At 68.0% G+C, this 14,475-nt stretch carries 9 protein-coding genes; 2 read left to right on the forward strand and 7 right to left on the reverse strand.

Going from position 1 to position 14,475, the window contains the following annotated elements; genetic code table 11:
* Positions 1 to 216: 216 nt before the first annotated feature.
* The 5 genes from Raf01_RS18275 to Raf01_RS18300 all read right to left on the reverse strand — a co-directional run bounded on the left by Raf01_RS18275 (position 217) and on the right by Raf01_RS18300 (position 6,522).
* The gene (locus Raf01_RS18275) at positions 217 to 657 is read right to left on the reverse strand and encodes a CBS domain-containing protein (RefSeq protein WP_239133713.1); all 441 of its coding nucleotides are present in this window, start codon (positions 655 to 657) and stop codon (positions 217 to 219) included.
* Between the two features lie 338 nt (positions 658 to 995).
* On the reverse strand, positions 996 to 2,495 hold the full coding sequence (locus tag Raf01_RS18280) for a phospholipase C (protein WP_203919113.1): 1,500 nt from the start codon (positions 2,493 to 2,495) through the stop codon (positions 996 to 998).
* A 208-nt stretch (positions 2,496 to 2,703) separates the two neighbouring features.
* A complete protein-coding gene (locus Raf01_RS18285) occupies positions 2,704 to 3,567 on the reverse strand; it encodes a hypothetical protein (protein ID WP_203919114.1) in 864 nt (287 codons plus the stop codon).
* A 281-nt stretch (positions 3,568 to 3,848) separates the two neighbouring features.
* A complete protein-coding gene (locus Raf01_RS18295; RefSeq protein WP_239133714.1) occupies positions 3,849 to 4,847 on the reverse strand; it encodes a glycoside hydrolase family 16 protein in 999 nt (332 codons plus the stop codon).
* A 361-nt stretch (positions 4,848 to 5,208) separates the two neighbouring features.
* A complete protein-coding gene (locus tag Raf01_RS18300; protein WP_203919115.1) occupies positions 5,209 to 6,522 on the reverse strand; it encodes a M20 metallopeptidase family protein in 1,314 nt (437 codons plus the stop codon).
* Positions 6,523 to 6,702: 180 nt separating this feature from the next.
* Between Raf01_RS18300 and Raf01_RS18305 the strand changes: the two genes are divergently transcribed.
* Positions 6,703 to 6,879 carry a hypothetical protein gene (locus Raf01_RS18305; RefSeq protein ID WP_239133715.1) on the forward strand — a complete coding sequence of 59 codons (177 nt, stop codon included), beginning with the start codon at positions 6,703 to 6,705 and terminating at the stop codon, positions 6,877 to 6,879.
* A gap of 91 nt (positions 6,880 to 6,970) precedes the next feature.
* Here Raf01_RS18305 and Raf01_RS18310 read toward each other — a convergent pair whose 3' ends face one another.
* Positions 6,971 to 8,704 (reverse strand): pyruvate dehydrogenase, encoded by a 1,734-nt coding sequence (locus Raf01_RS18310; protein WP_203919172.1) that lies wholly within the window; start codon positions 8,702 to 8,704, stop codon positions 6,971 to 6,973.
* 104 nt (positions 8,705 to 8,808) lie between these two features.
* Here Raf01_RS18310 and Raf01_RS18315 point away from each other — a divergent pair, with 104 nt between their 5' ends.
* Entirely contained in the window at positions 8,809 to 9,747 is a 939-nt protein-coding gene (locus tag Raf01_RS18315) for a LysR family transcriptional regulator (RefSeq protein WP_203919116.1), read from the forward strand.
* A gap of 358 nt (positions 9,748 to 10,105) precedes the next feature.
* Here Raf01_RS18315 and Raf01_RS18320 read toward each other — a convergent pair whose 3' ends face one another.
* Positions 10,106 to 14,281, reverse strand: coding sequence for a carboxypeptidase regulatory-like domain-containing protein (locus tag Raf01_RS18320; protein ID WP_203919117.1), 4,176 nt, complete (start codon positions 14,279 to 14,281; stop codon positions 10,106 to 10,108).
* Positions 14,282 to 14,475 lie beyond the last annotated feature (194 nt).

Here is a 14,475-nt window from a genome sequence, read left to right on the forward strand (position 1 = left end):
GGCGTGACCAGACGGTTCGAGCAGGCGATGCGCCTGCCGCGTCGCCATAACCCGCAGATCACCTGGCCCAACGGACTGCCGAATCCCGAGGTGTCACTGCCGTACTAGCTCGGCCTGGGCCGAACCTCCGGATGGCCTTCCCAGAGCGTGCACGGCGAAGCGGTGGTCGATACACCACGCCCAGGCTGTCGCCTCTCCCTTTCAGCAGTTGCGGCCTCACCGATTGGGTTGCGCGGTACTGATGTCGGACAGCGCTGAGCCGGTGTCCCGCTCCACGCTCATGTCGCCGAGCGCAACCATCCCGATCAGCTTCCCTCCGTCCATCACCGGCACCCGTCGCACCGCCCGCGCGCGCATCAGCATGACCACCTTGTCCGCGTCGTCGTTCGGGCTGATGTCCACGATGTCGTGGCTGCAGACCTCGTCGACCGTCGTGCCGTTGAGGTCGCGGGCCTCGGCCGCGGCTCGTACCACAATGTCCCGGTCGGTGAGGACCCCGTGTAGTTCGCCGTCATCCATCACGAACAGGTCGCCGATGTCCCGGTCCCGCATCATCCGGGCGGCGTCGGTCAGGTTGGCCTGGCCGCTCACCGTCACCGGAGCCGTCGTCATCACCTCGCGCACCTTTTGCACCATGGTCTCCCCCTCCACGCTCATCAGGTCTGGCCTACCCGCGCCCCTGCCCGGGAAACGCGAGACCCGACGGGCGGAATGCTGCACGAGTAACGTGCCCGCCGTTGCGCCTTGTAACGCTGCTGGTGTTCCAGACCCCGGGCCAGCTGGTCTGGGCCAAGACACCGGCGCGACCGCAAGTCGAGCCCAATACAAAATCGAACTGTCGCACAAGTGTGCGACAAGAGCGCGAAAGTCGGTGTTCCCCGAATAGGCATCGTCGGGCTGGGCGAAGCCCCGCTGGGGTTGCCGGGGGCGCTTCACGAGTCGGCGCCGGGCCCGCGGACAAGCGACCGCGGGCCCGGATAGTGAAGCAGGGGGCGTTACTGGGCTGGTGCGGTGGCGGGTGTGGTGCCGACGTCGATGGTGGCCCAACCCAGGCTGCCGTTCGGTCCGGTGGCGGCGACGCGGTAGTAGCCAACGGTGGGGAACGTCAGCGTGAAGTTCGCCTGCCCGCCAGTCATCATCACGGTTGTGGGGTTGCCGGCCGGGGCGGTGACGCCGGGGGGCGGCGTGTAGCTGAGCGCGATCGGGCCGTTCGCGGCGGAGTCGAGGCTGAGCCCCGGGGTCTCTGCCATCAGGCCGATTGATACCGGCTTGCCTTTGGCGGGTTCGTCGATGTTGCTCAGGATGTTTCCGGGCTTGTGGAAAGCGAGAGCGTCCGGCGGCGCCACGGGCATGTCCGGGGCCGGCAGCGGGGTCTGACCGAAGTTGAACGCCGACGTGAGGTCGTTCTGCTGCTTGTTCAGCGGGGTAAGGGGATGCATCTTCCATAGCTTCTGCATGAAGGACAGGATCGAGACGTTCGTGGTCTGTTGGTGATAGACGCCGGGACGCGCGTACGGGCTGATGATCGTCATCGGCGTGCGCGTTCCGTACTCTCTGGCCGCGGGCGGCGCGGCGTGATCCCAGAAACCGCCGCCTTCGTCGTAGGTGACGAAGATCGCGGTCGAGTCCCAGTACTGACTGTGCGCCACGGCGTTGACCAGTTGGCCGACCCAGAGATCCGGGTTGCCGAGATCTTCCTCGGCTTCCCCGCTGAAGCCATATCCAGGCCGGACAAAGGAGAACTCCGGCAGACTGCCGGAAGTGACGTCGCTGATGAACTGGTCGCCGGTGGTGATGTCCTGCAGATGATCCGGGGGCACGATCTTCTCCCAGATCGTGCCGTTGAGGTGCTCTCGTGGCAGCCCATAGTAGATCTTCCATGACCGCTCCGCCGCGGTCATCTCATCGAAGATGGAGTTCCACGGTTGCGGGTCGTTCAGGTTGAAGTTGTTGTAGTACCAGCCGTGTGACGTGCCATTGAGCGCGGCCATGACGTTCGGCTGCGTGGGGGCGATCAGCGGCTGGAAGTTGTGGTCGGCCAGCTCGAAGTGCTGGGCGAGGTACTGCTGGTTCGGGGTGAAATCCGGGCCAAACTCGGTGATCGAGGCCATGCTGTTCGCAGGCAGCAGCGTGAAGTGGTCCATCTGGTAGCCCGTGCCAGGTTGGTAGTCCATCGACATCTGCAACTGGCCCCGACCGTTGTTCAGCGCGCTCATCACGTCGCCCTCGTTCGGAGTCGCGAACACCGGATGCACGTCCGGCGCGGAACTGGACGCCGCGTTCGGGTTGGGCAGTGTGGCGCCGGCCGGGATGCCGTCCGCGCCGGGAAAGGTGCCGAAGATGTTGTCGAACGTGTGATTCTCGAGCATCACTTCGATGACATGCTTGATCGGCGAGGCCTTGCCCGAGGCTGCTGCTGCACCCGGCGCTCCGGTTGCCAGGCCAACCGACACTGCTGCCGTCGCGGACAAGATGGATGCGATCCCGGCAGCCAAAAGTCTGGTTCGCTTCATGGCTTCGGAGTCTTGGTGGCGCCGATGTCACCTTACGGAAATCTTACGGGTATACATCTTAACCCTAGACGAACGGTAACTCGCCACGGCACCAGCCCTCAACGAGCCGGCACGCTGTCAACCGACGCGACCGCAACTGGCCCTGCTGTACCACGGTGTATCCGCTGGCGCTGAGGCACATCTGGGTCGCTCAGTTGACGAAGTACCAGTAGACACCGGACGACACAGGAGCGCTCCAGGCGGTCCAGTATTGATTCCAGATGCTGCAATCGGGAACCGAGTAGGCTCGCGCAAAGTCGCCCACCAGGCACCGGCCTGTGGCATCGTTTCTGATCCAGAACTTGACACCCTCCTCTATCGCGGTGGCCCGGGCCAGTGTCCGGAGGCTCTCGTCGCGATCGTTTATCCCCGGAGTCACCGGGCAGGTGACCATGTGTGACAGACGAACAACCGGCGGATCCAAAGACCGGAGCGCGGCCCATCCGAGTACCCGATCCCGGCAAGTACCGGCGCCCGCAGCATCCGGCCCCGCAGGCCGCCGCCGATGTCGAGGATGACACTCAACGCTGGAAAACCGCACTACCCGACGGCGAGAATCAGCCAGACTCCTCGGAATCGGCCTGACCGGTTGCAGCGAAGCTTCGACGGGTGAGGGCTGGATCTTCGCCGGCAGGGCTGACTCGGTGTGACGGGTGGATCTCGGCCCGACGAGTTGGCCGAGCACGCCGCCGACGAGTCCGGCTAGCGGCAGAGTTGCCCACAAGGAAGCGCATGGTGGTGTTCCACGAGGATCGGGCCGCGCCGTATCCACGTTGCCGATGCGGCGCGAACCGCTGGTGTGCTTGCTCAAGTGGCCGATCGCCTGAGCGACCTCGGAGGGGTCGGCGGACTCGTCGTCAGTTTGCTCGAGCACCCCGGTGAGCGCGGCTTCGTCGAGATCGTCGAGGCGCGACCTGATGTACCCGCTGACGTGCCGCGGAAACTGCACCAGACTACGCCCGAATACCCAACCCTCGATCAGCGGCGCGACCCAGTATCCGATCGAGCGGTCCACGCCCGGGTAACCAGCCCCACCCTGCGAGCCAAGAGCGCGGATCAACCCACGCCCGTCAAACGAACGACTGCTCCGCGAACCTGACGCCGCCACGCTCGGCGATGGTGAGCACCTGGCGAGTCACGCGGCGCGGGGGCAGCCGCAGTCGTCCATCACGCACCCGCCGGACAATCTCACCCCCTTGGACACGATCGGACTCGACAACGAAGTCGACCGTCAGGCCGGTGACGGGGACGCCGGTTCGGGTGAACCGCCGTCCCCGCCTGGGCGCTGCCGCCGCGCTATTGGGCGCCCTTGTTGTAGACGGCCACCCAGTCAACGTTCAGCTGGCCGCCGGAGACGGTGGCCTCGTTCGGGCCGCCGCCGAACGCGGCGGTGAGTCCGCCGCCCATAGCCAGGTCGTAGCTGATGAAAAAGGGGTGGTCGACCGCGTTGGTCCAAGTGGTCGCGTCCATCTGGGTCGAGGAGACGGTGAAGTAGTTGGCACCGTCGAGGTACCAGCGGATCTGCTCCGGTGATACCGACCGGTCGATCTGTACGCCGTAGGTGTGGTATTCGGTCTGGCAACTGGGGCAGGGGTGCTCACCGCTGCCGATGCCGGCCGGCTCGTGGCACGCGCCGCCCGGGTTCGTACCGCAGTGCAGGGTGCCAAAGACCGAGCTGCGCCCGTTGACGTCCTCCAGGATGTTGATCTGGCCCGCGGTCGGCCACGGCGTGCCGGTGCGCAGTGTCGAGCCGAGCATCCAGAATGCCGGCCAGTACCCGGCGCCGTTGGCGGTGGTCAGGTTGGGCTGCTGGATCGAGGACTCCACCATCACGACGCCGCCGGGCGGGGCACCGAAGGTAGCCGCCTGAGTCTCGATCCGGCCCGACGTCCAGCCAGTGCTCGGGACGGTGCCCGCGTGCAGTGCCTTGAGGACGAGGTGGCCGGCACCATCCTGGTACACATTCGCCGTGCTGTTCGTCATCGTCTCGACCTCACCGGAGCCGAAGCTGCCGCCTGGGCCGGTGTCGTACTTCCAGCTGCCGGTGTCCACACCGGTGCCGGCGGCGCCGTTGAAGTCGTCGCTCCAGGTCAGCTTGTACCCGGCCGGTGGGCTCGCGACGGCGGCCGGGGTCGATCGCAGAGTGGCGGCCGTCGGGGACGTCGTCGCAGCGCAGGCAAACATGAGAGTGCTCGCCACCAGGGCGAGGGTGCAGGCGCCGACCTTCAGCCGCGATACCGGCCAGGTACGGGTGAGGTTGGTTCCGGGATCGATAAGTATTCGTATGTCTGGCATGTTTCTCCCTCACGAGCTGTCGATTGGTTTAGGCGCGCCTCAAGGGGCGGGGCGTCGACGGCGTCTGTGGTGAGGGTGGGCCGTCGGCCGGGTGGGTGAGCGGCGCGGCGGCGCCGGATACGGCCGTGTCACGACTCGTCCTGGCTGTCGATATGGATAACGCTCTGTGCAGGGTTTCGGTCGCGCTACGCCCGCCGACCAAATGAGCGGCGGGCGGAGGCACCGCGGCATGTCGGCGCGAGCTCAGAGACGACGCGAGGCTGTGGCTGAGGGTGCGTTTCGAGGGGCTCAAGGGAAAGTTACGCCCTCACGACAGGCTTCCATGCACGCGATGAGTACGCATAGATGGGTATCACCGCATTCACTGGCCGCGGCGGTGTGGTAGCCAGGACTTCCTACTTTCAGCGACTGCGGCCGGATCGGCACCTCGGTGTTCTATTCCATACGTGCTGCGCCCTCGGACCGGACCCCGAGGCCGGTCGCCCGGGGCCGACCGGGCTGCCAGCCGGTCGGTCAGCAGGCCCGTCATGGCGCGCACACCGTGACCGATCGCTCGCTCGTCGGCGGCGAAGTCAGGGGCATGCGGCGCACCGTTCATCCCTGTCTCGGTGTCCGCGACGCCGAGGTAGAACAGCGCGCCCGGCGCCTCGTTGAGGAACAGGGCGAAATCCTCGCAGTTGAAGGGCCAGGACGCCCGGGCCCACAAGACGGACTCCGGCCCCAACACCGTAGCCAGGTACTGGCCGGCCACCGTGCTGAGCTCCGCCGAGCTCACCATGGCGGGAAAAGGATCGCCTGGAAACTCCACGTGCCCGCCGGCGGCCGCCGCGAGCTGCTTGACCCGTGCGCGCAGCCCCGGAAGCCGCTCCTGCGGCCAGACTCGCAGCAGAACGTTAGCGGCCGGATGCGCATCGGGTGTGTGCTCGATCCACTGGGCGACGCACACAGATGCCTGGATCGACGCGGCGATCTCCGGCGCCAGCAACGCGCGGAAGTGTGCGTGATAGTCGTCGATGCTTCGAGGGGACTCGACGGTGCCGAGCCCCGCCACCTCGGCCGCGACGGCGGCGACGACCGAGTCGTTACCGCCCGGCAGCACTATCCGGATATGGTCAAGCCCGGGCAGGCCGTACCCCGGAGAGACTGCGATGGTGCCGGACGGGAACGGGCTGCAGTGAACCGCATAGAACTCGCGCGGCGCGAGGCGTTGCACCAGGCCAGTCTTGAGCATCGCGCGTGCGCCCTGCAGGGGTTCCTCGGCCGGCTGGAAGACGAACACCAACCGTCCCCGTATCGGCTCAGAGCCCTGAGCCAGGGTCCGGGCGACGCCGACGCCGATCGCGGTGTGCAGGTCGTGCCCGCACAGGTGCGCGACATTGGGGACGCGCGAGGCGAAGTCCTCGTCGAAGACCAGGCCCGACCGCGGGAAAGGCAGCACGTTCGTTCTCGCGTCGACAGCGTCCATGTCCGCCCGGTACGCCACCGTCGGACCGTCCGCGGAACCGTTCAGCACCGCGACGACTCCGTGGCCGCCGACGCCGGTCGTCACATCGAGCCCGGCCGCGCGCAACTGCTCCGCGACCAGCCCAGCCGTCTCCCGCTCCTCACCGGCCAGCTCAGGGTGACGGTGGACCTCCCGGCGGAGTTCGATCAGTTCATCGTCAAGGTTCGGCACCGGCAGATCATGCACGCAATCGCCGATTCTCCGCACCACCATTCCAGCTCCCGTGTTTGGCGCACGCCGCGGGTAGACACGTCCAGCTCGACCTTGCGGATGCTCGCGTTGTGCGGGCGATCGGGTAGGAACCGTACGCGGCGGCCTACTAGTCAGTGCGGGGTCGCGGCGGGGACGCGAGTGGGCCCGACGGACGAGCCCGGTCGCAACTGGGTGCTCGTCGCGACCTATGTCACGGCCTTCGGCCTATCCCACCCGCTGGCCAAGCGCATCGACGCCTGGCCCACGGTGCTGGCCGTCTCGACGCTCACTGCCGCGGCCTCCTACGCCGCGGCGGACCGCCGCGCTGCGCGCTGATCGTCACGTGCTGCCGCCGGCGATGAGCGTCAGGTTCAGCGGCGCGACGACTTCCTCTTGGACAGCAGGGACAATTTCGCCACCGGTATCGTCACGGCCGGGGCATGTTGCGCAGGTTCGACCGCGCCATCTCCACCATCTTGCCGACACCACCGCTGAGCACGGTCTTGCTGGCCGCCAGCGCGAACCCGCGGAGCATCTCTCCGGTGATTTTCGGCGGGATCGACATCGCGTTCGGGTCGGTGACGAGCTCGACCAGCGCCGGGCCGGGGTGGGCGAACGCCTCGAGCAGCGCATCGCGGATTTCCGCGGGCTTCTCGACCCGGACGGCGTGAATCCCGCAGGCCGCCGCGATCGCGCTGAAGTTCACCGGGGCGTGGTCGGTGCCGTAGTCGGGCAGACCGTCGACCAACATCTCCAACTTGACCATGCCGAGGCTGGCGTTGTTGAACACCACGACCTTCACCGGTAGGTCGTAGATAGGGAGGGTGAGCAGGTCGCCCATGAGCATGGCCAGGCCGCCATCGCCGGAGATCGAGACCACCTGCCGGCCAGGCGTGGCCAAGGCGGCGCCGATCGCCTGAGGCAGCGCGTTGGCCATGCTGCCGTGCCGGAACGAGCCGATCACCCGGCGCTTGCCGTTGGGGGTCAGGTAGCGGGCGGCCCAGACATTGCCCATGCCGGTGTCCACCGTGAACACCGCGTCCTCGGCAGCCACGTCGTCAAGCACGTCCGCGGCGTACTCGGGGTGGATCGGGGTGCGGTGTTCGATCCGCGTGGTGTAGGCGTCGACCACCTTCTCCAGCCGGCGCACGTGTCCCCGCAGCATGCTGTCCAAAAAGGACCTGTCGGTTCGCTGACGCAGCAACGGCAGCACCGCCGCGATGGTGGCCCTCACGTCGCCGTGGACGGCCAGGTCGAGCGGGGTGCGCCGGCCCAGCGCCGCCGGGTCAGTGTCGATCTGGATGGTACGAGCCTGGGGCAGGAAGTTGTCGTACGGGAAGTCAGTGCCGAGCAGGACGATCCGGTCGGCGGCGTGCATCGCGTCGTAGCAGGCGCCGTAGCCGAGCAGTCCGGACATGCCGACATCGAACGGATTGTCGTACTGGATCCATTCCTTGCCCCCCAGCGAATGCCCTACCGGGGCCTGGAGCGCATCGGCCAGCGCCATCACCTCGTCGTGCGCGCCCGCGCAGCCCGCGCCCGCGAACAACATCACCTTTTCGTTCCGGTTGAGCAGCTCGGCGAGTTCGGTGATCCGCTCGGCCGGCGGCACCACCGGCGAGGGTGGGACCAGGGTGATCCGGGGATCGCTCGGCGCCGAGCTGCGTCGCTGGGCCACGTCACCGGGGATGACCAGCACCGACACACCACGCTGACCGACCGCGTTCTGCATGGCCACGCGCAGCAGCCGTGGCATCTGCTCCGCCTGCGAAACCAGCTCGACGTAGTGACTGCACTCGCGGAACAGCTGGTCCGGGTGGGTCTCCTGAAAGAACTGGGTGCCGATCTGGGAGGACGGGATGTGCGAGGCGATGGCCAGCACCGGAGCGCCGCTGCGGTGAGCGTCGTACAAGCCGTTGATCAGATGCAGGTTGCCCGGTCCGCAGCTACCCGCACAGACCGCGAGCCTTCCGGTCACCTGTGCCTCGGCGGCCGCGGCGAACGCAGCGGTCTCCTCGTGTCGGACGTGCACCCAATCGATGCCGTCCGTGCGGCGGATCGCGTCCACGATCGGGTTGAGGCTGTCGCCCACGACGCCGTAGACCCGCTGGACACCGGCGTCTCGCAAGGTGCGGACCAACTGCTCGGCAACGGTGGCCATCACTCACGCTCCTTTTTCGGACTCTCACCACCACTATCAGCCAGTGGTGCATATGCGTCCAATTCCTGTTCCGCACCGTTTCCATGCCGTGGGAGCATGGGTTCATGGATCTGCAGGTACTGCGCTGGTTTCAGGCCGTAGCGGACGGCGCCACCGTGACCGAGACAGCGCAGCGAGCTCACATCACCCAGCCGGCGCTGTCTCGGGCGCTGGGGCGGCTGGAGCGCGAAGTCGGCACGCCGCTGTTCACCCGCGCCGGACGGGCGCTGCGGCTGACTCCGGCGGGCCGGGTGTTCAAGCACACTCTCGACCAGACGCTCGACCGCTACGATGTCGGACTGCGCGCGGTCGCCGAACTGGTGGACCCCGACCGCGGAGTCGTGCCGCTGGCGTTCCTGCACACGCTGGGCACCTGGCTGGTACCGCCGCTGATCAGCGGCTTCCGCGGCGCGCACCCGATGGTGCGCTTCGAACTGCGCCAGCACGGCGAGGCCGGGATCCTGCAGAGCCTGCTCGACGGGGTCGTGGACCTCATCCTGACCAGCGGAAACCCCGGACACCCACAGGTACGGTGGCACCGGCTGCTGGTCGAACCGCTACGACTGGCCGTGCCCTCGGCGCACCGTCTTTCCCACCGCAAACGGATCCGCCTGAGCGAGGTCGCCGAGGAGCCGTTCATCCTGCTTCGATCCGGCTACGGGCTACGCACACTCACTGAAGAACTGTGCCGCCAAGCCGGCTTCGCGCCCCGGGTCACCTTCGAGGGCGAGGAGGTCGAAACCCTGCGCGGCCTGGTCGCCGCCGGGCTGGGCGTCGCGCTCCTGCCACCCCCACACGCCGTGTTGTCCACGCTGGACGCGGTCACCGCGCCGATCACGCCCGCCCACCACCTGGAGGTCACCGATGTCGACGCCACCCGCGAGATCGGCCTGGCCTGGCTAGCGGACCGGTCTCTACCCAGCTCTTCCCACGCGTTTCACCAGCACGTCCTGGCCGCAGGCCCGACGCTGGTGCCCGCCGCGTATCGCACCAGTCGCCGCTGAGCCCTGCCGCGTCGGTTCTACCGGCTGAGGTGTTCGTGCAGCATCTTCCAGACCTGTGGTCATGGAACAGGCGAGGCCCGGTGATGGGCTGCAGCTGTGGCCGTTCTGTGCCGCGCTCGCGGCGGTCGTGCTGGCTCAGCGTCATGGTCGCGGTGTTCGTCGGCCTGATGGTGTGGTTCGTGCTCGGCCGCCCGGTATGATGTGCCACCATGCGGCGAGAACTCGCCCGTGACTGGAGCCTCCGAAGAGCCATCGTCAACGAATTCGTCAGCTGGCGGCGATGGGCGACCGGCACGGATGAACAGCAGTCGGATCTGGGAGGGGCTACCGGCCCCTCCCAGATCGTCGCATTAGGCCCTCATGCCTTCTTCAAGGCGAAGTTGGCTGTCGTGGTCGTACCCTTCTTGATTCTCACGGTCGTCACCTGCGGCAGGTACCCGTCCTTGGCCACGATGACCTGCAGCCCGTCTCGGGCGTCGAGCCACAGACCGTAGTGGCCGTTCTTGTCTGTCTTCAGGCTGTAGGTGGCGGCGGACGTGGTGATCGCCACCGTCGCGCCGGCCACCGGTGAACCGTCCACCGCCGAGGTAACGGTTCCTGTGATCTTGCCCCAGGTCTTGGGTGGATTCACCGTCATGGACACCGCAATCGGCGCCGTCAGGTACGGGGTGTCGGTCGCGACGACGACCTCGCCGGTGTACTTGCCCGGCTGGGTGATCGCCGCGACGCTGGCGTCCACCGTCACGGTCACCTTGGCGCTCGCGCCCGGCTGCAAGGTGATCGTGGTCGGGCTCTCCGACAACCATGGCACCTGCGTGTTGTCGGCGCAGTTGGTGAAGCCGGGCAGCACCTCGGAGGCGGCCGTCGGGGAGCCGAACGCCCCGCCCGGGTTGCCGCCGATCTGGTAGAGACCGCAGGCGCTGGCGCCGCGGTACAGCGTGTTGTTCGCGTTGGGTAGCGGCGTCCAGGTGTTGCTGGTCGGGTCGTAGGCGAATCCCTGGTTGGTGATGGTGTTGTTGCCGTTGGTGACGCCGCCGGAGACCAACAGCAGCCCGTTCGCCGCCGTGTATGCCGAGCCCCACAGGTCGATGGGCAGACTCGCCAGCGGCGACCAGGTGTCGGTAGCAGGGTCGTAGACGTAGGTGTGCGTACTGCTTCCGGAGTCACTGCTGCCGCCCGCGCAGTACAGCTTGCCGGCGATGGCGCCGCACGACTGCCAGGCGACCGGCTCGGGGTAGGCCGCCGCCGACGTCCAGCTGTCCGTCGCTGGATCGTAGACTTCCACGTCCCTGCTGCCACAGCCGTTGACGCCGCAGCCTCCGATCACGTACAGCTTCCCACCCAACACCGCGCCTCCGGAGGCGGCGTACGGCTTGGGATCGGAGGCCCCGGTCGACCAGGAGTTGGTGGTCGGGTTGTAGATCTCCAGTTTCGGGTCGGGGGCTCCGGACTGGTCCCAGCCGCCCACGGCGTAGAGCTTGCCGCCGATGAACCCGCCGGCCGGCTTCTCCCGGATGTCGGCTGCGCTGGCCAACGTGCTCCAGGCGCCGGTGGCCGGGTCGTAGACGTACAGTGCCGAGGTGCCCTCAGCGCCGGTGAAGCCGAACGCGGAGTAGATCTGCCCGTTGTTCGCGGCGGCCAGGTTGTCCTGGATCGGGGTGGGGTAGTCGGCGACCGGGGTCCACGGCGCGTCGGCCGGTGTGGCACCTGTCGCGGCTTTGCCGTTCGGTGCCGTGGCACTGCCCTGCAGCCAGTGGTTGGAGTACGTGCCGCTGACCCTGTCCAGCGGTGCACCGCCCTGGGCCAGCAGACCGAACCCACCTGGCTGCTCGCCGAGATTGAGCGTGGCCGGCGCGGTGCCGGTGTTCTTCACAGTCACCGCGGCGCTGGCCTTGCCCGCCCAGTCCACCGTCTTGTCGATGCTCGCCGAGGTCGCCGTGACCTGGCCGGCCTTCAACACGAAGTCCGCCCGGGTGGCCGAGTCGGCCGCCACGTTCACCGTGCTGGTTGCGGTGGCGTAATGGCCCTTGACCGCGGTGAACGGATGGGCACCGGTCACCGGCGAGAACAGCCAGTAGAAGCCGTCACCGAGGTTGGGGTCCTCGGGCGTGGCCACCGAGGTCGCGTGGGCCCCGGAGGCGGCCGCCGTGGACACCAGCACGCCGGTCAGGTCGCCGTGGGTGTTCGCGTCGGTCGCCTCACCGAAGACCAGACCCCCAGGGATCGGGTCGCAGCTGCGGTTGCCAATGAACACGTTGTCCAACTCCCACCACAGCCCGTCGCTGCCGGTGAAGTGGAAGCGCACCAGCACCGAGGACTTCCCGGCCGCCTGCGGCACGGCGAGTTCCACGTGTGCCGTGCGCACGGAGGCGAACGTCTGCTCCCAGATGTTGGTCCAGGTCGCGCCTGCGTCGAGGCTGATGTCGACGTCGGCGCTCTGCCCGAAGTAGCCGGGGTAGTCGGTGTCGAAGGTGACCTCGGGGCTGGTGACCGAGCTCAGGTCGGCGGCCGGGGCGGTCAGCGTGGTGTCCTCGGTGCCACTCGGCCCGGCCAGATCACTGTCCACGATGGCGAAGCCACCGCTTCCGCCGGTCAGGTTGGCACGGCCGCCGGCGTCGGTGAACGCCCAGCCGGCCGTACCGCTGCCGTTGTCGACAGTCCACCCCGCCGGCGCGGTGGTGGCGTCGAACGGCTGGGTGGTGCCGTTGTAGTGGGCCTGATAGCCGGCTGCGTCGCACGCCGCCGCGTCGACCCGTAGGCCCATGTTGACGCTCTGGTCGGCGCCGCCCAGTGCGACGCTTTCGGTCGCGGCCTGGTAGCCGTCGTAGGCCGGCGTCGCGTGAAGCTGGTACGTCTGGCCCTGCGGCAGGCTCATGCTGTAGTGCCCGGTACCCGGGTCGGTGAACACTCCCCCGCCCGGCACGCCGTCCGCGGTGATCCTCGCGTACAGCGGCCAGCCGTGGCCGGAGGCGTCGGTGACGGTGCCGCTGACCGTCGAGCGCGGCAGGGCGGTCAGCGCGACGTTCTCGGTCACCTTCGCGCCGTCGGCGATGCTGAGGCCGGAGATGGTGGAACTCTTGTACCCATAACCTGCCACGGTCAGGTCGTAGCTGCCGACCGGGACGGTCAGGTCGTAGTGTCCCAGCGCGTCGGTGGTGCCGTGCGCGTTGCCGGCCTGCACCGTGGCGCCGGAGACGGGCGAGCCGCTGCCGGCCTCCGTGACCGTTCCGGTCACCTCACCGTGCGGGCCGGTGCCGAACGCGGCGAGCCCACTCGGCGTTCCCAGGCCGGTCGGGCCGTCGTAGCCGGGGCCGGCGGTGCACCAGTACGCCGGCGAGCAGACGGCGTTGTTGCCGGTGGTGACGTCGTTCAACGCGCTGGTGTCGGCGTACGGGTAGGAGTTGGGGTAGGTGCCGCTGACCGGGGTTCCGGCGTCGGCGTAGACCGACGCGATGATCGGCGCCGACACGCTGGTACCGCCGTAGACGGCCCAACCGCTGGCGCCGAAGGTCTGGTAAACGGCGACGCCGGTGGCCGGGTCGGCGACCGCAGAGACGTCAGCGACCGTGCGCTTGTGGCACGCCGTGTCGGTCTGGAAGGACGGCTTCGGCTCGTAGAGGGAGCATCCGCTGCCCGGACCGCCCTTGATGTTGTTCCAGACGCTCTCCGTCCAGCCGCGGGAGTTGCCGGTCCGGCTCAGCGAGGTGCCACCGACCGCGGTCACGTACTGCGACGCGGCCGGGTAGGACACGCCGTACTTGTCATCGCCCGAGCTGGCCACCACGGCCACCCCTGGGTGGTTGTAGTACGGGTCAAGCGCGGTGGTCTCGGCCGGGTCTTCGCCGCTGCCGGGCTGGGTGGTGTACCCGGAGCCGTAGCTGTTGGAGATGAACTTCGCGCCCAGCGTTACCGCCTCGTCCACCGAAGCGCCCAGATCGTCGTTGTTGTTGCTGTCAGCCTCAACGAGCAGGATATGCGCCTGCGGTGCGACCGCCGAGACCATGTCCAGGTCCAGCGAGATTTCGCCGGCCCAGCCACTGTCCGGCGCGGGGTAGCTGGTGCCGCCGTGCTCGTTGACCTTGCTGAAGCAGCCGTTCGCGGTGGTGCACGCCGGCAATCCATACTGTTGCCGGTAGACGGCCAGGTCGGCTTCGGCGTTCGGGTCGTCATACGCGTCGACGATGGCCACGGTCGAGCCGGCCCCGCCGTCGGCCGGCAGCGAGTAGGCGCTGCGCAGATCAGTGGGGCCGTAGCCCGATGGCAGGGTGTCCGCCGGGCGTAGTCCACGGGTGGCCTCGAGGTCGCTACGGCGAAGCGCGAAGCAGGTGGACTTCCCCGGCCCAGGAGTGGGGCACGCCGCAACGACGTCAGGCCCGTTGGTGCCGCTGACCGCGGTGGCCGGGCTGCCCTTGCCGGTGCCGCCCGCCGTGGCGGCGGAGGACAGGCCGAGTACTGTGCTAGTAACAAAGAGAACCCCGGTCAGCAGCCAGGCGCTGGCGCGTACCGGGGTTCGGATTTCTCTGGGCCGATGCATCAAGGTCCTTCCGTGTGGGCGAACGGCCTCGTCGAGGACGCCGACGAAGATCTACATTTGCTGGTGATCATGTAAGCGGGTCGCCGAATCTGTCAATGAAGCCGACGCGGGCAGGATGAGAAGTTGCGCATGTGCGCACCGCCGCCGTGCAGGCGCCCGTACCGCCCGGCCGGTCGGTCGGTATCCACGCAGTG

Origin of the sequence: Rugosimonospora africana (assembly GCF_016862975.1) — a bacterium.
GTDB classification, from domain to species: Bacteria; Actinomycetota; Actinomycetes; order Mycobacteriales; family Micromonosporaceae; genus Rugosimonospora; species Rugosimonospora africana.

Bases quoted from the DNA above. Each gene is read 5' to 3' on its own strand.
- Raf01_RS18275 (WP_239133713.1), bottom strand. From the start codon at position 657: ATGAGCGTGGAGGGGGAGACCATGGTGCAAAAGGTGCGCGAGGTGATG.
- Raf01_RS18295 (WP_239133714.1), bottom strand. From the start codon at position 4,847: ATGCCAGACATACGAATACTTATCGATCCCGGAACCAACCTCACCCGT.
- Raf01_RS18310 (WP_203919172.1), bottom strand. From the start codon at position 8,704: ATGGCCACCGTTGCCGAGCAGTTGGTCCGCACCTTGCGAGACGCCGGT.
- Raf01_RS18315 (WP_203919116.1), top strand. From the start codon at position 8,809: ATGGATCTGCAGGTACTGCGCTGGTTTCAGGCCGTAGCGGACGGCGCC.
- Raf01_RS18320 (WP_203919117.1), bottom strand. From the start codon at position 14,281: ATGCATCGGCCCAGAGAAATCCGAACCCCGGTACGCGCCAGCGCCTGG.